Raw genomic sequence first — 20145 nt, 5'->3', positions numbered from 1 at the left:
ATGGCTTTATGCTTCAGCCATTGGCCGGAAAATATCGAAACACTTTTGCGTAAGTGTGTATTGCGGTCATGCGGTAACGGTTTTTCTTGTATCGCAAGAGTATGAAGGGGGTGACTGATGTTAGAGCTACGTCCTAATTGTGAGTGCTATGATAAGGATCTGTCCCAACGATGACCGCTATCACTGATAACTGTGCTGAGAAAAATAAACGACAGGTCTATCTGCTGACACTGCCTGGTGTTCACCTATTGGATCTGGCTGCTCCTGGGCAGATCTTTGGTCATGATTGGTTAAGGGATCAGGTGGAGTTGCACTATATCTCGACAGACAGTGAGCTGAGGTGTCATCAGGGGTTGATGTTCAGTCAGCTGGAGCCTTTGCCTGATACAGTTTCTCAGGATAGCTGGTTATTTCTGATTGGCACCAGTCGTGCGGCATTGCATCTGGATGAGCCCTATTACCGTGAGGCCCGAGAATGGTTGGCCAACACCGCAGATCAGTTCCAGCTGATCTGCGGTATCTGTTCGGGTTCTCTGCTGGCTGCTTATGCGGGATTGATGTCCGGTCGGGAATGTACCACCCACCATGAGCTACTACCAACTCTGGAGCAGTTAGCACCCCAAGCTAAGGTGCTGCAGGACTGTATCTTTGTCAGAGACGATAAATTTTGGACCAGTGCGGGCATTACAACAGGGATTGATCTATGTCTACAGATGACTGCTGAATACTACGGTCATGATTTGGCGACGCGTATCGCTCGGGATATGGTGGTATTTCAACGACGCAGTGGTCAGGAACCGCAGCTGAGTTTCTGGCTGCAGCATCGTAATCATATCCATTCCCGGGTGCACCAGATCCAGGATAGCGTGATGGCCCAGCCAGGTTATGCCTGGCGTATGGCCGAGCTGGCAGAAAAGGTACACCTGGGGGAGCGTCAGCTTAGACGGGTATTCAAACAGGCCACCGGTTGTTCACTACAGGATTGGATTCAGCAAGCCCGCCTGGAGCTTTCCCGACAACTCTTGCAGCAAACTAATTTACCGCTGGCAGAGGTGGCACACCGCTGTGGTTTTGACTCGGAACGTAGCCTGAGACGTTTATGGCAGCGTTGGTTGGGAGTCAGTCCGGCTCAGTTTCGTAACGGTGAAGATAAATAGCCTATCCTGAAAAAGTCAGATGGTAGCCTGGGGTTACATCGGTTGGATTTATTGCTCTGGGTCATAAAGTAACCCTGTCTCTGTTTTCTATTTGTGTTTTGTATGACTACCAGAAGTAAACTGCTTCCCTTAAAAACACTTCACATCAATATTTCTATCTTCTCCGGCTGCAGACCGGAGAAGGCAGAAGCATAGATGCCGAAAAACTTATGTGCCGGCTTATTATCAGGCCTTATAGCGCTTAAAAAACTAATAGAACGTCCAGAATTAGTTGACCACCATACTTACATTATGAAAGATTGAAATAGAAAGGACTGAAGAAGAATAAAGACCGGCTTTATCAACTAGCTAGCTTTTTCAGAGGTTCCCTAAGCGGTATTGTTTTTTTGTGCGATCTCGACGGAGTTACTTATGCGTATACGTTTTAGATTGAGTTTGACACTGGCTAGTCTATTGATCATTACTTCCCTGTCCACGACTATTCTTGCCATTCTTTGGGTTTCAGGAAAACAAGCCGCTCAAGAAGTTGGCAAAAGCTTATTTGAAGTCACCTCTCAGAATGTAGAAACAAAAGTATCGGCCCTTTTGGAGCATTCACTGGAAATTGCGAAAATAGTGTCCAGCAGAGCAGGCTTACAATATGTCAGTGGTGATGGCCCGGACATGTCGGTTTTACCTCTTTTTCGTAGTATCCTGGAAGCTGATAAAACGTACTATTCCATTTATAAAGGTTTTGAAGATGGGAGCTTTCTCCAGCTAATTGCTGTAAATGACAGAGAAAGCATCGCTAAGGCCCATAATGCACCGGCTGGTACAGTCTGGATTGCCCGTACTATTTTAAGTCATTCTATCCAAGAGAGAACTCAGAACTGGGCGTTTTTGGATGCAGACTTTAAACAGATAGCCAGACGGGTTGAAAGTACCCGTTATGATCCGCGTCAGCGCCCATGGTATAAATCCGCGATGCAGAGACCGGAGGGACAGCTTTCAGAAGTGTATTCATTCCACTCTCTGCAACAGCCGGGTCTGACGGCATCTCATAAAATTACCGGTGCGATAGGGGTGGTTGGTGTAGATCTAACCTTATCTGGACTCGGGGAGTTTGTTTCTGGTGAGAAAGTCTCTGAAAATGGGGTGGTTATTCTTTATGACCGGCATCATCGTATCATAGCGGCATCTGATAGCATTGAAAATGTAGGCGTCTTAAGTCCTTTACAGGATGCCCGGCGTGCAGACATTAAATATTTTTCCGAACAAAAAGACGTTGGCTTTAGAAGCTTTGGGGTGAATGGGCAGACCTATCTTGCAAACATCGTAAGCCTTGACATCGCTTCTGGGGCACTGAACATTGCCGTCAGTGCACCTTTGGACGATTTCCGTCAAAGTTTTATTTCAATGAAAAAGCGTATTTTTATTTTGACGCTTATCAGTTTCGCAATTTTTATCCCCGCATCGCTGATTTTTAGTGACCGTTTGTCTTCACGGGTTCGCCGGTTAGTCAAGCAGGCCAAAATGATCAAGCAGCTTGAATTTGTTGAGAGTGGAAACCGTGAGTCCCATATTGTTGAGTTTTTTGAACTGGAAAACAGCTTTGATGATATGCGCAAATCATTGGCTGAAAATGCCGGGGCTTTGACGATATCGCAGGAAAAACTTAATCGTTTGGTCGAACTGGGCATCGCCATGTCTGCCGAACGTGATACCGATAAAGTCATGGAGATGGTGTTGATGGGGGCCAAAGAGCTTTCCAATGCTGATGGGGGAACGCTCTATAAAATTGAAGATAATGCCCTGAGCTTCAAAATTGTTCATAACACGTCTTTGGATATCCAGATGGGTGGGACAAGCGGCGTTGAGCCTGTCCTCTCTCCGGTGCCCCTGTTTAATGAGGCCGGGGAAGAGAATCACCACAATATAGTCAGTCATACGGTCCATCGTGCTATGTCGGTCAATATTGAAGATGCATATAATAATGACCTGTTCGACTTCTCCGGTACCAAAGTGTTTGATGAAATGAACGGCTATCGTTCTAAGTCATTTCTTACCGTTCCTCTGAAACCACGTGGTGGTGACGCAATAGGTGCCTTGCAGATCATTAATGCACAGGATGAAAATGGTGACATCATCCCTTTCAGTGATGAAATTCAAAGCTTTGTCGAAGCGCTTTCGGCGCAGGCTGCCACTATCCTCTATAACCATGACCTGTTAGATGCTCAGGAACGTTTGATGGATGCTATGATCCAACTGATTGCTGGTGCGATTGATGCGAAAAGCCCTTATACCGGTGGACACTGCGAGAGAGTACCGGAACTGGCCATCATGCTGGCGCGAGAAGCATGCGAAAAGCAGGATGGCATCTATGCCGATTTCAATTTTGAAACAGAAGAACAGTGGCGCGAGTTTTCCATCGGAGCCTGGTTGCATGATTGCGGCAAGGTAATCACTCCTGAATATGTCGTTGATAAAGCCACCAAACTGGAGACCATCTATAACCGCATTCATGAAATACGTACTCGATTTGAAGTGCTGCTGCGTGATGCGGAAATTGCTTATTATAAAGAGCGAGTCAGCGGCGCAGATATCAACGTGGCTCAGGAACGATTTGATAAACGTAAAGCCAAGCTTATTGATGATTTCGCCTTCGTTGCCGAATGTAATGTTGGCGGTGAATTTATGAGTGACGACAAGCTTGAACGTCTTAAAAATATTGCAGAAGAAACGTGGGTACGTCACTTTGATATTCAGCAGGGGCTGTCTCATGAAGAAGCGCAGCGTTTTCAGAATGTTGCCGTTGCGCCAGCCGTTGAGAAGTTGTTAGAGGACAAGCCCTACCACATTATTCCACGCCAGAGCGATGTCACAGCACAGTATGAGCATTTAAACTTTAAAGTTCCTGTACCTCAGGATCTGTATAACCGTGGTGAACTTTACAACCTTTCCATTGGTCGTGGTACATTAACACCGGAAGAACATTTTAAGATCAAAGAACACATCATGCAGACCATTGCTATGCTTGAGGCTCCGCCCTTCCCCGCGCACTTGCAGCGTGTACCTGAATATGCCGGTACGCATCATGAAACAATGATTGGCACCGGTTACCCGAGAAAACTCGAGAGTTCAGAGCTTTCCATTCCCTCTCGTATCATGGCGATTGCTGATATTTTCGAGGCATTGACAGCATCAGATCGCCCCTACAAAAAAGCCAAAACTTTGTCTGAATCCATCAAAATTCTCAGCTTCTTTAAGAAAGACCAACACATTGATGGCGACATCTTCGATCTGTTCCTGACCTCCGGCGTCTATAAAGACTATGCTGAAAAGTTCCTGCTACCAGAACAGATCGATCACGTAGATATTTCACAGTATCTGTCTTAATAGAAGGGGGTGGTATGTCTCTTTCTGGTAATGGCCCGCTGTGTCAGGACTATCGTATTCGTAAGTGCAAGTCATATGAGAGAGCTTGTCAGGATGGGTATAAATAGACTTGCAAATGATAAATCTTATCATATAGTATATCGGTAGTTTGATTCCGTTAATAACTGCGATTCAGGACTCCAGTACCATGTATGTCTGTTTATGTTCCGGTATAACCGACCAGCAAATTCGAGATGCGATTCAGGCGGGTGATAGCGATCTTAAAACCTTGCGTAAAAAACTGGGTTTGGCGAATAGCTGCGGGATGTGTGTGTCAGATGCCCGTGAAATCCTGACAGCGGAATCTGATCGTTTGGCTGAGCAGGCTGTGATGGTAGAAATTGTGGATGCAGGTCAGAAGGCGGCGTAACAGGCCGTCTTCTATTTTAACTGTGTGGGTCTAACTGCGCAGGCTCTTTTTATTACTCTCTTTCCTCGTTTTTGATTGGCTCTTTGTTTGTTAGCCGTGGACCTTTCTTTTTCCTTATTCCCCTGTTTATCCTTCTTTGATCTGCTTCCAGGTATTCTTGATATTATTAAATGAACAAAGCCCGGTATCTTATTTGCCATTATCAGGCTAAGACACCAGGCTTTGAGTTGACAGCACTAAGCTGTAAAAGGCCGGATAATGATGGATTACATGCCGGTTTTAAGCTTCTGCCAGTACTCATTCATCAGCTGAGAGGCCTCGTCGCCGATATCGTGGTGGAATTCCCCGTTATTGATATCTTCCTGAGAAGGAAATACTGCCGGATTGTTGCGTACCTCATCACTGAGCAAAGGAATTGCAGCCTGGTTTGGTGTGGCGTAACCCACATATTCGGCATTTGCTCTGGCAACGTCTGCTTTCAACAGGAAGTTGATAAATTTATGGGCGTTATCGACGTTTTCAGCGCCTTTTGGAATCACCAGGCTGTCAACCCAGAAAACAGCGCCTTCTGTCGGGTATACGTACTCCAGGTTGGCACCTTCCTGTTGTGCCATATAGACTTCACCGTTCCAGTTCATACCCACAGAAACGTCACCGGAGAGGAAAGGCTCCCGTGGGGCCTCAGAGTTAAATACCAGTACATTAGGTATCAGGCTTTTCAGCGTTTCGTAAGCTTGCTTGATCTCTTCCGGGTTACGGGTATTACCACTATGACCGTTGATGCGCAGCGCCATATGGAAAACTTCACGCACATCATCAGTCAATAGCAGTTTGCCTTCCCACTGTTGATTCCACAGATCTTTCCAGGAGGTGATGGTTCCGGCTTCAATAGAGTCGGCGTCGTAGCTGATTGCGGTACTGCCCCAGAAATAAGGCACGCTGTACTGGTTGCCTTTATCGTAATCTTTATTCAGTAGGTCAACATTCAGGTTGCCGAAGTTACTCAGTTTGCTTTTATCTATGGGCTGTAGCAGACCTTCACGGGACATCTTGGATACATAGTAGGTGGAAGGCACGACGATGTCGTAACCTTTGCCCTGCTGTAGCTTCAGTTTCGAGTACATCACCTCGTTGCTGTCAAACGTCGCGTACTCAACTTCGATACCGGTTTCTTCGGTGAACTGCTCAACTACGCTTTCGTCGATATACTCCGACCAGTTGTAAACCACCACCTTGTCGCCAGCAAAGGCCAGATTTGATGCCAGAATAGCGCTGGCAGCCAGTAGTTTGTTCATTGGCTTTTTCCTTTTCTTAATATCAGTTGTGCCACAACAACCAGAACAACAGAGAGAATCAACAGGCCTGTGGCCAGTGCATTCACCTCAGGGGATACACCCACCCGGACCATGGAGAAGACCCGGATCGGTAAAATTTCATAACTGGGGCCTGTGACAAATGAGCTTACAATCACATCATCCAGTGACAGAGTAAAACTCAGCAGCCAGCCTGAGACAATAGCGGGCATGGACATTGGCATGACTACTGTAAAAAAGGTACGTGCTTCGCTGGCACCCAGATCCCGTGCCGCTTCGATCAGGTTGCCATCAAAGTCATTTAAACGGGCATAGACCGTAATCACCACAAAAGGCAGGCAGAAAGTGATATGGGCGATCAGTAAAGACCAGAAGCCGAGGTGAATACCCAATGCCATAAAGATCACGAGAAAGGTGATCGCCAGTACGATATCCGGTGACATCATCACGACGAACAGCATGCCACTGGTCACCCGCTTTAGAGTAAAGTTGTAGCGGTATAAGGCGTAGGCCATCAGAGTACCAAGCAGGGTTGCAAAGGTGGCTGCCAGTAAACCTATGGCGATTGAGTGCCAGAAAGCATCCATCAGGTTCTGATTGTTCAGCAGCTTCTCATACCATTTCCAGGTAAAGCCTTTCCAGTTATGGCCATATTTTGACTGGTTAAAAGAGTTCACAACCAGAACGGCTATAGGGGCATATAGGTAGAAGAAAATAGCGCCCAAAAACAGCCATTGACCAGCTTTTGCCCAGCGGGCTGACCCCTTGCCTTCTTTGCTCGGACCCATCAGATTAGAGATTGCTATCATGCAGGCCTCCTTTACGGCTGACCAGTCTATTGGCCTGTACATAGAGCAGTAACATTAAAGCCATCATTAACATCATAATTACGCTAAAGGCTGCGCCCATTGGCCAGTCCCTGGCTACCAGAAACAGATTCTTCACGACGTTGCCCAGAAGCAGATTTTTCGCACCGCCCAATAGGTCCGCAATATAGAACATGCCCATGGCAGGCAGAAAGACGATCAGGCTACCTGAGACAATACCAGGCATGGTCAAGGGGAGGATAATATGACGAAAACGCTGCACTGTGCCTGCGCCCAGGTCCCGGCCCGCTTCCAGCAGGCTCTTATCCATCTTATCGAAACTGGAATAGAGCGGTAGTACCATAAAAGGCAGCAGGAGATAGACCAGGCCAAAGATCACCGCAAACTCGGTATAGAGCAGTTGTATCGGCTCATCAATAATGCCCAGGTTGATCATCGTCGCATTGACCAGGCCTTTTTTACCCAGCAGAATCTTAATGGCATAGGTTCGGATCAGGCTATTCGTCCAGAATGGCAGAATTAACAGAAACAGCAGTAAGGCCTGAGTACGGCTGTTAAAGGTCGAGAGTATCCAGGCAAAAGGGTAGGCCAGCATCAGGCAGATTACTGTTGCAATAGCCGCCAGTTCAAGGCTGTGCCAGAATACAGAGAAATAGAGCGGGGTAAATACCTTCTCAAAGCTATCCAGTGTCACAGGCCACACCACCAGATGATCGGGGTTGGGTGTCATGACGCTGGTGCCGACCAGCAACAGGTGAGGCAAAAAAACAAATACCGTCAACCAGGCCAGGGTGACGGAGATAATTAAGCGGCGAAAGTTCATCGCAAATATCCTCAGCAGAACGCTATAGATCGACTTGAATTACAATAGGTCTGCTTTAATTACATGTTCCCAGCCGTGAACCCAATCGATCCACACCTTTTGATTCAGCTTGTAGTCAAAATCGGGTTCATTTTCGTTAAAGAACTCGCTGGCCAGAATCAGTTGACCATCCTTCAGCTTAATCTGGGAATCCAGGGTTTTACCCTTGTAGTTTCTTTCCTGCACTTCGCCGATAAAGCCCGGTTTTTCGGGAGCGTCTTCCAGGAACTCAATGCGCAAGTCTTCCGGACGAAGCATGACTTTAACCTTGTCTCCGGCTTCAAAGCGGGTTTCGGAAACAATCTCCCGGGTCATATTCCCCTGGTCGAAATAGGCTAAATAGCGTCCTTGTTGTTCATCAATGGAGACTACCTGTTCAATACGGGCATCAAAAATATTGATCTCACCGATAAAACGGGCGACGAATTCATTTGCGGGGGATTCGTAAATATCCCGTGGCGCACCGACCTGCTGTGCCTGACCATGGTTCATCACCAGAATACGGTCTGACATAGACAGGGCCTCTTCCTGGTCATGGGTGACGTAGACAAAGGTGATGCCCAGTTGACGTTGCAGGTGCTTTAGCTCAATCTGCATCTGCTGACGCAGCTTGTAGTCCAGCGCACTCAGAGACTCATCCAGTAGCAGCAGACGAGGGCGGTTTACAACTGCGCGGGCAATTGCAACACGTTGCTTCTGACCACCGGAGAGCTGAGCGGGTTTGCGGTCTGCAAACTCTGCCAGTCGTACCATCTCCAGCGCTTCCATAACCCGTGGCTTAATCTCTGTACTAGGAGTACGGCTCATTTTCAGGCCAAAGGCAACGTTATCAAACACGCTTAGGTGAGGAAAAAGCGCGTAGCTCTGAAATACGGTATTAATAGGGCGATGCTCTGCCAATTGCTCAGCGATATTATGACCATCCAGTAAAATTTGCCCCTCATCCGGTTGCTCAAAACCGGCAATTAAGCGCAGAACAGTGGTTTTACCACAGCCTGAGGGCCCTAACAGGGTGAAGAATTCACCATCCTTAATATCCAGATCAAATCCCGTCAGGATTTCCTGTGTATCAAACTTCAGGGAAACCTGGCGAAACTGCATCAGAGTTTTTGCCAATCTGAGACTCCTTGTGCCCGTAAATACCCAAGTATGGTCACTCAGGTATATAAAAAGTATCGTTATAAAGTCAGCTCTGGCGCTGAATGCTTTGAGCTACTGCCCTGTCAGGCTGTTGGCTGAATGTACAAAAAGCGGCCAGTGGATGCCAGAAAAAATAGAGATTTAATTCTATTTTTCCTATTTAGGAAAGCTGACCTTAATCGTTAAAGCGGGTGATTTTTATGACAAATGAAAATTTACAGGTGTGGGGGATGATTTAGCCAATGCTATGGTTTTTAAGAGGGAAATAAAAAGCCAAAACCGACAGGGCTTTGGCTTTTATGACGGGCACATCCCAGGATGGCCTCGGTCAGGCAAAGTAGACTTTAACCTTCGCTGCCTTTTCGCATCTGAGCCTGAATATAGTTTGGCAAGCCAACCATATCAATCAGGCGCAGCTGCTGTTCCAGCCAGTAGGCATGATCCATCTCGGTATCATCAAGTAGTTTGACCAATACCTGACGGGTGACGAAGTCTTTCTCTTCCTCACAGACCGCAATGGCTTCTTTCAGGGCTTTATCTACTTCATACTCTACAGCCAAATCATTTTTAAACATGCTGACCACATCGGTACCCACGTTAGCGTCCAGGTGGCCATTCATATCCGGTGTGGTTTCCAGAAACAGCATACGCTCCATCAGTGCCTCTGCGTGTTCCGTTTCCTCTTCCATCTCATGACGCAGGCGTTCATGCAGATGGTGCAGTCCCCAGTCTTTAAAGATATTGGCATGGGCCAGGTACTGATCGCGTGCCATTAACTCGTTATTTAACAGCGCCTGCAGATGGGTGATGACTTTTGCACTACCTTTCATGATTAATCTCCTTAGTCATCCATCTGAGCAGCAAGATAATTTTCCAGACCGCTGTTCGTGATCTGCCATTGCTGAGTTTCCAGCCAATCGATCTGTTCTTCTGTTTCTTCCAGTACATGAATCAACAGATCACGGGTGACATAGTCCTGAGCTTTTTCGCACACATCAACAGCAGTAACCAGTTGATCACGAATTTCAGTGTGTACTGACAGATCACCGGCGAACATTTCAGGTACATTTTCACCAATCTGCAGACGATTCAGCGCCTGCATACCTGGCAGAGCTTCGAGGAATAGAATACGCTCGATCAGGTCATCAGCCATCTTCATCGCTTCAATAGATGCTTTGTATTCGTGAGAGTTAATCTCCTCAAGCCCCCAGTTTTTTGCCATACGGGCATGTAAAAAGGTCTGGTTGATAGCCGTAAGCTGCCCTTTTAAGGCGGCATTTAGCTCTTTAATCACGGCGCTGTCGGCGTTCATGGTACGCTCCTATTCTTTTAGCTTGCTATGTGGTTCGCCAGATAGTATCTGTATTAGTTTTTTAATTAAGTCTTGTCTAATTTTGTTTTTTGGGATGGCGATTAAAAGTTGACTGAAATAATCTGGCTTTTTTGGAGATGAAGTAATAATAGTGAATAAAATATCTTATTCCAGTTTTTTTGGCCTAATATATTTCTGAGCAGTGTATAGTGCATAGCTCATTGTAATCAGAGCTACGCACTGTTCAGTCCTTGAAATAGAGAGCCGAATACTATTAATAGATAAGACTTTAAACAGTTAGAGTTTTTAGCCAGGCGGTTAAGTTGCGAAACAAAAGCCTTCAGGGTTAATAATATTTTCTGTTCTGGCATCTTGTCCTGAGGACAAAACACAGTAGCTTTGTTTTTCTGTTTTTCGAGTAGGCTTAAACCACTTCTCCAGCCACCCAACCACTGGACCAGGCCCATTGGAAATTAAAGCCGCCGAGATGGCCGGAGACGTCCATCACTTCACCCACAAAGTAAAGGCCTGGGGCTTTTTTTGCTTCCATGGTTTTGGATGATAGTTCGTCGGTATCCACGCCGCCAAGAGTGACCTCGGCAGTTCGATAACCCTCGGTACCAGAGATCTTAGGTTGCCAGTGGTGAAGTTGTTGTGCGATCTCTTCGATCTGAGCGTTACTTAACTCGCTCATCGTTTTATTGGTAAAGAAGTGTTCGCACAAGGCTTTGGCTAAACGGCTGGGCAGGTGTTCGCTGAGTACCGTTTTTAGCTCAACCTTGGGCCTGTCCTGACGCAGTTGTTTCAGATGCTCATCCAGCTCTAAACCTGGTAACAGATCCACTTCCAGAGTATCGCCAGATTGCCAATAAGAGGAGATCTGCAGGACAGCAGGACCACTGATACCCCGGTGAGTAAACAGCAAACTACCGGTAAAACTCATTGTGTTACAGCTGAGTGTGGCTGGAGTACTCAGGCCAGATAGCGGCTCGGTCCAGTTTTTCTCTTCTGGTTGTAAAGTAAAAGGTACGAGGGCAGCAGTACGTGGCAGTATGCGCAGACCAAACTGCTCAGCGACCTGATAACCAAAACCGCTGGCCCCCATAGTCGGCATAGATAACCCCCCGGTGGCTATCACCAACGATTGGCAATGATATGTGCCTTGATTGGTTGTCAGTTGATAACGGTAAGGGGCTGCGCGCTTATCCAGCGGTGTAATGCTTTCAATCTCGGTTTTTAGCTGTACCTGAGCACCGGCATCAGCTACTTCCTGCAGCAGCATATCTAAGATCGCTTTCGATTTCAGGTCGGAAAACAGCTGGCCTTCCTCTTTTTCATGATAGGGCAGGCCGTGTTTATCAACCAAAGCGATAAAGTCCCACTGCGTATAACGACTTAGAGCGGATTTACAGAAATGAGGGTTTTTCGAAAGGTAGCGATTGGGCTCGATATAGTAGTTGGTAAAGTTACAACGACCACCACCGGATACCATGATTTTATTACCTGCCTTACGGGCGTGATCCAGTACCAGAACGTCACGCTGACGCTGACCCGCATTGATGGCACACATTAAGCCAGCTGCACCGGCACCAATAATAATGACATCCCGTTGTTGAGCAGCCATGGAGTTACACCTGTCGCTTGTGATTGAAGAGGGCGCACTCTAGTGAAATGAGGGCAGGCTGTAAAGAGTTAGGGGAGGCTGACCCAAGTACTGTCTTTACAACCTGCCTTTAAAACATGTGCTTCCTGTGACCTGGGGCCCTCTTTATTATTGATGGCTGCAGATGTATCCCCTGAGCTTAGGACAACGAGCCTTGAATTTTATTTGCCAGCTGTTTCAGTGCGTTGCTGGTTGCAGATAGGCCGTCTTCTGAGTGATCCATCTCTTTAATGCTTTTTTCAATCACTTGAGTAAAAAACTCCTCTTGCTCTAATGTCAGATCTAACTCATGAAAGCTAGACCTGATATCCATAATGAGGTTATTCGTTTGCACTTTCATATGGCTATCATGATGATTAATCTGATCACTGACATGATCAATCATATCCTGCACACTGTTTAGGATATTTTTGAGTGCTTGCTCGCGCTGTAAATCCAAGTATTTTGCTTCCAACCCCTCAATAATTACAGCGGTTACGTCACGTAGGCGGCCATAATTCATTTCATCATCGACGGGCATATTCTTGATCAGGAAAGAAACATGCTTATCGTTCAGTATGGTTCGGTTATCAAAGTCATACAGGCGCCCCACACCGCGTAATAGTTCAAACAGGTTCTCTTCAATAGGGCTACACTGACCGTTAATCTGATCATAGGAATGTGTGTCTCGGCCATGGAACTGCAGACTGGTGATCAGGTTCAGGTTAGCCATCATTTCAAAGAAATGTTTAGCCAGTTCATCCAGACTTTTACTATGCAGGCTATTTTTGAAAAACTGCAATACGTGACCATACTGTGAGGCCTCTGCCATCGACTGAAAGGCCATATTCCGTGAAAAGGCCTCCTGATCCTGCAAGCTACGCTTATTACTTTGGTAATGAGCCACAGCGTGGATCTTAGCCAGTAGCTCTTTCATTTCAAAGGGCTTAGCTACAAAGTCATCACCACCAGCATCATAAGCCCGCAGACGCTCCTCCAGTGAATTGTGTCCAGAGACGAAGATGACAGAAAAGTCATCGCTGTATTCTTGTTTTAAGGCCCTGCACAGCTCAATACCATCCCTGCCAGGCATATTAATATCCAGCAATAGAATATCCGGTTTATGTTCGGCGAACAGGCTTTCCGCTTCTCCGCTGGTGGTCGCGGTAAGAGTGCGATATTCACCTTCCAGCATATCGCTGACCAGATCACAGTGCATTTCATCATCATCAACGATTAATAGTGTTAGCTCACTCATTTTTCGTATCCTATTTTCTGAAGCCTGTGCGGGGAACAAGCCAGTATGTTTTTTGGTTAAACTTTAATAAGGGTTAAAGCTTGTCCAGGTATTCTTTAGCCCATAGAATAAAATCATCGCTGGGTAGAGAGGGGCTGTACAGATAACCCTGAGCAACATCACACCCTGATTCAATCAGGAAAGATTCTATTTCTTTTGTCTCAACACCTTCTGCAATACAGCGCACACCCAGTTGTTTAGCCAGTGAAATGGACGACTGCACAATAGTCTGAGAGATAGGGCTTGATAAGGCATGCATAACAAAGCCCTTGTCGATCTTAATCTCATTAAAGGGCAGCTGATTCAACTGAGCCAGAGAGGAGTAACCGGTACCAAAATCATCAAGTGAAAGGAAAAAGCCCTTAAGTCTTAAGCGTGTCAGCGCGTCCAAACAAGATTGATTACTGCCATCCAATGCAATGCGCTCTGTGATTTCAAAAGTAATCATCTCCGCAGTGACTGGATACTTCTGCAGTAACTGAGGCATCAGGGATGCCAGATTTAACTCATCCAGATAAGCTGCGGATAGGTTAATTGAGACCTGAAGGTCAACCAACCCATGGTTTTGCCAACGTTCCATTTGTGCCATAGTTTGCTCAATAACTGAGAGTGTCAGCGGCAAAATGAGTTTATTGCTTTCAATCAGCGGCAGAAAGTTGTCTGGCATTACGATACCGCGGTCATGATGCCAGCGTACCAGTGCTTCTACTCCATGAACCTGACCGGTGGCCAGATCAATCTGTGGCTGAAAATGGGGGATAAACTCATTTCGCACAAGGGCTCGCTCAATCTCTTGTACTGAGAAGTCGTTAGCTTGGCCACTACGAAGTTGAGACTTGTTTTTTGCAGGAACGGTAAAGGGCTGCATCAGCAAAGATTTTACATTTTGAACCTGAAAGGGCTTTGATAAAGTACCCAGTACCGGGATCTGTAATTGATCGGCCAGTTTTTTAGCACCCTCCAGTACGGACTGCTCAAAACCTGTCATTAGTACCAATTGAGGCTTCAGATTGAGATGCTCCATATAGTGAAGAATCTCAATGCCATCTAAGCCTGGCATTGACAAATCCAGCGCTAATACATCAAATGCCTCCAGAACTGAGAGATCGTCAACACTGTTGAGCAGGCTGATGCTATCTGTTTCATAACCGGCAAGTTCTGCTATCTCAGATATCAGTTCACAGATATCCTCTTCATCATCAATCACCAGTAACTTGCGGCGTGTGATCTCTCTTTGATCACCAAGGTTGTTTTGAGTACCCATTTTAACCTGAGCGTTTCCAGCAATTACGTTGTTCATGATGCCTCTTGCTCTATATAACTTCCCTGATATTAAGCCCAATGCCATTTTGACAGCGTTTGAATCAGATCTTTTCGACTAAAAGGCTTTTTCAGCAATTCACCAACTTGTTGTGCATCCTGTAAACGCACATTCTCAGCATAGCCTGAAGCCAGAATAATCCGGGTATCTGGAGAATTCTGTTTCATCCAGTGCCCCAACCAAACACCATTGTGCTCGCCGGGCATAACAATATCCGACAGCAGCAGAGCAAAGGGAGTCGTACTGTTTTGCACAACATCGATAGCATCAGCAGCACTTTCAGCCTGGGAGACTGCAAAACCGATATAGCTGAGCATCTCACTGAGGGATGAACGGATATCCTCTTCATCATCCACTACAAGGGCTGACAGCGACTGTTTTAAGTGTAGATCAGGGATCTTATCCTGAGTGGGTTCCTCACTCACTGCTTCCTGTTCCGAACGGGGTAACCAGAGTTGGAAACAGCTACCTTCATTTTCCTGAGAATCTAACTCAAGAAAACCACCACTGCGTTTTACAAAACCATAGACCATACTCAGGCCTAATCCAGTGCCTTTACCTTTCTCTTTAGTCGTAAAAAATGGATCGAAAATTCGCTCTCTTATTTCTTTCGGAATACCTGACCCCGTATCCTGTATACTGATGCACAGGTAATCACCGGGTATACGATCCCGTACAATCAGGGGGCTATCTTGCTCCAGGGTGATATTCTGGGTGGTAATGGTCAGGGTTCCCCTTCCATCCATGGCATCTCTGGCATTAATGGCCAGGTTGATCATCACATCTTCAAAATCGCCCTTATCGATAATGGCGGGCCATGGATGATTACTCAGTTCCAGTACTACCCGGATATTGGTGGTCAGTGATTTAGTAATCAGCTCGATCAGATCACCGATAATGTCATTGAGGTTATAGGCCTGGCTACTCATCTGCTGCTGGCGGGAAAACTGCATCAGCTTATTGGTTAAACTGGTCGTTCTGCTAGCCGCTTTATTGATGGCATCAATATGCTTTTGTACTTTGTCGTTATTCTTCAGTTTTAATTCCAGCAGCTCGGCATGGCCACGAATGATGTTGGTGATATTGTTAAAGTCATGAGCTATACCGCCAACCAACTGCCCAATAGCCTCCATCTTCTGCGTCTGGCGTAAGCTACTTTCAATGCGCTTTTTCTCCGTAATATCGTGGGCAACCAGCAAAATCGAAGCTCGGCCTGAGAGCTCAATCGTGTGGGTGTGCACTTCCACATCAATCACTTCACCAGAGTGTTTCTGCATACGGGTTTCCAATATACGGTAATCGCCCTGTGAACTATTCTCACTGGCTGAAACCAAGCCGTGTACATCAATTACGTGCTGTAATGGAACCAGATCGTAAATGTTCTTACTCAACATCTCACTGTGTGAGTAACCAAACTCTTCCGTTGCGGCATGGTTAACGGCAATAAACCGAAAATCTTCCCTATCAAAGGCCATCATCGCCATAGGGCTGTCATAAAACAGCAAACGAAACTGTTGCTCCTGTAATGACAAGGCGTCCTGAATCTGTTGCCTTGATTCATTCAGTACCAGAATATGAAGGTAGTTAGCCACCTCCCGGGCAAAGTTAAATTGATCCTCGTGCCATAAAGGTCTGTCATGGTCCTCTATCACCAGAAAACCGATCAAATGCCCCTCTTTAATAATAGCGGCACACATCAGTGTATTAACGCGGTGACGACGGAAGTAGTCTTTTGATAAAAAGTCCGGCTGATGGAAGCTGTTATTCAGGTTGGTCAGGGCCATCACCCGGACCTGCTCCAGTTGACGCACAAATGGGTTTTTCTGTGTGAGCACGAGAGGTTGGCATTCACTGTAGGGGGGATCATTATGTTTGATCTGACAGAAGTTACGGTAGATAGGGCTATCATTCTCGTTGAGCCAAACACCGACTCTGGGAGCATCCAGTGTAGTTGCTGTTAGCTCGCAGATTTTGTTAACCAGTTCTTCATAGGGCGATTTGCCCTGAGTAGCCAACCTGGCAACTTCTAACGTCGCTCTTTGCTGGCTTTGAATACGGATATTTCTTTCCTGTCGTTTATTGACAGACTCCAGCTCAGCACTGATATCCTGCACCTTTACTGAGAAAGTTAATTCTGATTCTTTTAATTCTGCTGCACAGGATACCCGAACAGAGATAGCTCGACCGGTTCGGGTGAAAGCTTTAAGTTCCTGGTATTTCTCCGCCTGCTCTGTTGAGTCATTCAGGTGCAAGCTAAGCTGGATCTTAGGGATAAGTTGATTGATAGGTTGGCCCATAAGGCGTTCAGATGGGAAGGCAAGCAGGCTTTCTGCCGCTTTATTGGCCATCAAAATGATGCCATCGACATCGGTAATAAACCCTGGGTGATTGCTGTAGGTAAATTGAGGATCAAACTTCTGGCCATCAATCTCGCTGGGTAGCGATGAGAAGTTGAGGCTATCGCCACTTTTAGAAGTCTTGCCCGGATAATTGGTGAAGCTCTCAAACAGCAGCATATTGATGCAGAATGCTAAATGAGGCTCGAGCGCCATAATATGCTTGAGCTGAAAGTCTTCCTCTTTACCGCACAATACGACCAGACCTTTACGCTCCCCTATTGTTGACGTAAGAGGTAACATAATCGTCTTATGCAGCAGGGACCAGGCGTTTGTATCATTGCAAGCTAATTTCAGGCTTGAGGGCGAATTAGCGATCAGGTGGTTAGTGCGCCTGAGTTGAGGCACCAATAGATCCCTGATTTTTTGTTGCCATTGCTGAAGGTATTCCGGTGAATTTTCATGCTGCCAATATCCGCTCTGAAGATCCCCCTGCCAATGCAAAATTACATTATTATCGCTCGTTGCTTGCAGAAGCAGAGCATAACGGCTTTGACTAATACGTAGCATATCTTGCAGTGCGACGCCGATAACCTCTTCAGGCGGCTCCTGATTGTCCAGCAGTGTGATGAGCTGTTTCAGCTCGGCAAGAGTCTGATGTCTGTGTCTGTATTTGGAGTCAGCCATGACGGGTCCTTTTAGCTTCGTCATATCCCTTTTCCACTATTCAAGCCTGCTTCTATCACTCAAATAATCTGGTAACAGATAGGGAAGGGTCTTTGCCTTAAATCAGACAAATAAAACAGTGAAACAAACGCTTTCACACAGGAAGGATATATTTCTGACGTTTGGGGCAGAAAATATCAAAACACGTTGTTTTTCTGTATATAGTTAGGATTAGGCTAAATTTTCTGGTTTTGCAATCTGTTTTGTTTAAAAACAGGTGTAATAGTTGTATGTTTGTGTCGTAAGTTTTCCCTACACGCTTAATATTTTTGAGGTATTTTTAAATAAAAGCGTAACTCTCGACCCATACAGAGAGGTGTTTATGGCCGCTGTTTGTCGTTTATTTTATCTTCTGCTGCTGTCTACTTTTGTTGCCTTAAGCGGGTGTGATCAGTCGCAGTCGACTTCTGAAAAGAGTCCACCTCAACAGACATCTGTTGAGGATAAACAGGTTTTGTTGGCACTGTTTCCTCAGAAAGTTTCCGATTCTGGTTGGAATCAGGCTGGATTTACGGGGGTGCAAACACTCAGTAATGAGCTGGAACTCAATTTTATCTATCTTGAGTCTGTGCCTTTTATAGATTATGAGGCTTTTAGTGCCTTAGTCAGGCAGCAGATAGAGGTCAATAACGTCGATATTGTGATGGCCCATGGCGGACAATATATTGACCCTGTTTCCCGGTTGGCACGCAATTTCCCAAGAGTAAACTTTATCGTTAATACCAATTGCCCGGGTAACAACGCCAATATGGGCTGTCTGTCATTTGATTGGCGAGAATTGGGTCTGCTGACGGGGACCTTAGCGGCGTTAAAATCTGAGACTGGAAAGATAGGCTTTATCGGCGGTATGCAGCTACCTATCCTGGAACAGATGGCGACAGGTATGCGGGTAGGGGCGTTGGATATTAATCCTGGTGTGCAGCTCTTCGAACACTATCTTACCAGTTGGACCGATGAGGTCCAGGCCATGGCTATTGCCGAGCAAATGTTAGCAGATGGCGTGGATGTTATCGCGGTTAACGCTGATCCAGCCAGCCGGGTGATCTATCCCTTGTTAGAGAAGAAAGGAGTTGCAGTTATTGGTCGGCAGTTAGAAAACTATGACTCCCCTCCCAGCACTCTGCTCGCTAATGTGCAGCTTTATACCCCTCGCTTGATTCAATATGGCTTTAATCAGATTCTCAAGGGACGCTGGCAAGGCAAACTATACCAGTTTGGTATTAAGGATCAGGTACAGGAGATTCACCTGGAGCCTAAAGCATTAACACCGGAACAGGCACAAGAGTTTAAGCAGGTCTATCAAAAAGTAGTATTGGGTCATTTGGAGGTGGAGCGGTGAACAATCACTTTCAGGATTCCCTTTTTGGTGCCTTGACTAAGACTCATGTACGGCTAATGTGTAGCCTCTTGGTGCTGCTTGGATTAACCAGCTGTGATTCAGAGCAGCTTCCCTCTGTCGAACAGAAGCAGCACAAGATATCTGTAGTACTGATGACGCCGCAGGAGCCAGAGAGTGATCCTTGGAGTGCAGCTGGCCTTGATGGTGCTGAGCGTATTAAATCTCAGCTTAATGCGCATGTGCATTTAGTCTCCAACAGTGACCCTAATAAGGTCAGTGAAGAAGTGTTAATGGAGAGAATACGACCTGAACTAGAGCAAGGGTTGAGGGTAGTGATCGGTTTGGGAGGGCAATATGAAGCCTTTCTACGCCAGCTTGCAGAGCGGTTCAAATATACCAGTGTTGCAGTTGTGGGAGAAGTTGAAGGCAATCATACGAACTTTGGTGGTGCTGCAGGGCGTTTCAATGATATTGGCTATGTCATGGGCGTGCTGGCAGCTCAGCAGGTTGAGAGCCCTGCAGGGAAACAAGTCGCATTTCTTGGAGGGATTCCTTTTAAAGCTTATCAAAGAATGGCAGACGCCTATGAAAGTGCAGTTACTGAATATCAGCCAGATGTTGAGGTGTTGGTTGATTGGGTCGATAGCTTTTCCGATCCTGCGCTGTCGGTTGACAAAGCGAAAGCATTACTTGATCAAGGTGTAAAGGTGCTCTTTATTAACACAGGTATGGGAAATAAAGCTGTAATTGAACTGGCCAGAAAGTACCCTGCCAGCAGGATACTGGTGATTGACACCGAGCCTCGGGATGAATGGAATATCGATCAGGTATTGGCTACAGGTATTATGGACGTTGCAGGCATCATTACTCAAACTGCACATATGGCAGGTAAAGGGCATTGGCGTGGTGAACAGGTTTGGTTTAGCTTTGAAGAAGAGGTTGCACAAATTCGTTTTAATTCCGTGCTGGTTGGAGAGCAATATCAGCAGCAGGTTGCTGACGTCATTCAGCAGTTAAAAGGAGGGCTGGTGTACGGACAACTCAAAGTGGATCAGTTGGAGAGTGATCAGTAGTATGAGATCAGGCATA

At 46.2% G+C, this 20145-nt stretch carries 15 protein-coding genes; 5 read left to right on the top strand and 10 right to left on the bottom strand.

Annotation, left to right across the window (positions count from 1 at the left end; genetic code table 11):
- The first annotated feature begins 170 nt into the window (after positions 1-170).
- The 3 genes from H579_RS0108685 to H579_RS0108675 all read left to right on the top strand — a co-directional run bounded on the left by H579_RS0108685 (position 171) and on the right by H579_RS0108675 (position 4941).
- Positions 171-1157, top strand: coding sequence for a GlxA family transcriptional regulator (locus H579_RS0108685; RefSeq protein WP_051227460.1), 987 nt, complete (start codon positions 171-173; stop codon positions 1155-1157).
- Positions 1158-1568: 411 nt separating this feature from the next.
- Positions 1569-4532: an HD domain-containing phosphohydrolase gene (locus tag H579_RS28545; protein WP_084624038.1), complete on the top strand. Its 2964-nt coding sequence runs from the start codon at positions 1569-1571 to the stop codon at positions 4530-4532.
- Positions 4533-4719: 187 nt separating this feature from the next.
- Positions 4720-4941 (top strand): (2Fe-2S)-binding protein, encoded by a 222-nt coding sequence (locus tag H579_RS0108675; protein ID WP_028300345.1) that lies wholly within the window; start codon positions 4720-4722, stop codon positions 4939-4941.
- A 266-nt stretch (positions 4942-5207) separates the two neighbouring features.
- Here the strand turns inward: H579_RS0108675 and H579_RS0108670 are convergent, their stop codons facing one another.
- The 10 genes from H579_RS0108670 to H579_RS0108625 all read right to left on the bottom strand — a co-directional run bounded on the left by H579_RS0108670 (position 5208) and on the right by H579_RS0108625 (position 17702).
- Positions 5208-6236 carry an extracellular solute-binding protein gene (locus H579_RS0108670; RefSeq protein ID WP_028300344.1) on the bottom strand — a complete coding sequence of 343 codons (1029 nt, stop codon included), beginning with the start codon at positions 6234-6236 and terminating at the stop codon, positions 5208-5210.
- Positions 6233-7063: a spermidine/putrescine ABC transporter permease PotC gene (potC, locus tag H579_RS0108665; RefSeq protein WP_245583235.1), complete on the bottom strand. Its 831-nt coding sequence runs from the start codon at positions 7061-7063 to the stop codon at positions 6233-6235. The genes H579_RS0108670 and potC overlap by 4 nt, the downstream gene beginning before the upstream one ends.
- Complete coding sequence (potB, locus tag H579_RS0108660) at positions 7047-7904, bottom strand: spermidine/putrescine ABC transporter permease PotB (RefSeq protein ID WP_028300342.1); 858 nt, start codon at positions 7902-7904, stop codon at positions 7047-7049. Before potB ends, potC begins: the two co-directional genes overlap by 17 nt.
- A 39-nt stretch (positions 7905-7943) precedes the next feature.
- Entirely contained in the window at positions 7944-9059 is a 1116-nt protein-coding gene (gene potA / locus H579_RS0108655) for a spermidine/putrescine ABC transporter ATP-binding protein PotA (RefSeq protein WP_028300341.1), read from the bottom strand.
- Positions 9060-9427: 368 nt separating this feature from the next.
- Positions 9428-9913: a bacterioferritin gene (gene bfr / locus H579_RS0108650; RefSeq protein ID WP_028300340.1), complete on the bottom strand. Its 486-nt coding sequence runs from the start codon at positions 9911-9913 to the stop codon at positions 9428-9430.
- A gap of 11 nt (positions 9914-9924) precedes the next feature.
- Positions 9925-10395: a bacterioferritin gene (gene bfr / locus H579_RS0108645; protein ID WP_028300339.1), complete on the bottom strand. Its 471-nt coding sequence runs from the start codon at positions 10393-10395 to the stop codon at positions 9925-9927.
- 424 nt (positions 10396-10819) lie between these two features.
- On the bottom strand, positions 10820-12019 hold the full coding sequence (locus tag H579_RS0108640) for a BaiN/RdsA family NAD(P)/FAD-dependent oxidoreductase (RefSeq protein WP_028300338.1): 1200 nt from the start codon (positions 12017-12019) through the stop codon (positions 10820-10822).
- 178 nt (positions 12020-12197) lie between these two features.
- A complete protein-coding gene (locus tag H579_RS0108635; RefSeq protein WP_028300337.1) occupies positions 12198-13295 on the bottom strand; it encodes a response regulator transcription factor in 1098 nt (365 codons plus the stop codon).
- 73 nt (positions 13296-13368) lie between these two features.
- The gene (locus H579_RS0108630; protein WP_028300336.1) at positions 13369-14634 is read right to left on the bottom strand and encodes an EAL domain-containing response regulator; all 1266 of its coding nucleotides are present in this window, start codon (positions 14632-14634) and stop codon (positions 13369-13371) included.
- Between the two features lie 32 nt (positions 14635-14666).
- Positions 14667-17702, bottom strand: a complete 3036-nt coding sequence (locus tag H579_RS0108625) for a PAS domain S-box protein (RefSeq protein WP_084624036.1) — start codon at positions 17700-17702, stop codon at positions 14667-14669.
- 337 nt (positions 17703-18039) lie between these two features.
- Here H579_RS0108625 and H579_RS0108620 point away from each other — a divergent pair, with 337 nt between their 5' ends.
- A complete protein-coding gene (locus H579_RS0108620) occupies positions 18040-19056 on the top strand; it encodes a BMP family protein (RefSeq protein ID WP_028300334.1) in 1017 nt (338 codons plus the stop codon).
- Positions 19053-20129 carry a BMP family ABC transporter substrate-binding protein gene (locus tag H579_RS0108615; protein ID WP_036565815.1) on the top strand — a complete coding sequence of 359 codons (1077 nt, stop codon included), beginning with the start codon at positions 19053-19055 and terminating at the stop codon, positions 20127-20129. Before H579_RS0108620 ends, H579_RS0108615 begins: the two co-directional genes overlap by 4 nt.
- Positions 20130-20145 lie beyond the last annotated feature (16 nt).

Source organism: Oceanospirillum beijerinckii DSM 7166 (assembly GCF_000422425.1).
In the GTDB taxonomy this organism is placed as follows: Bacteria; Pseudomonadota; Gammaproteobacteria; order Pseudomonadales; family Halomonadaceae; genus Oceanospirillum; species Oceanospirillum beijerinckii.
The sequence above is the reverse complement of the archived record's forward strand: the minus strand, read 5'-3'. Positions and strand labels throughout refer to the sequence as shown.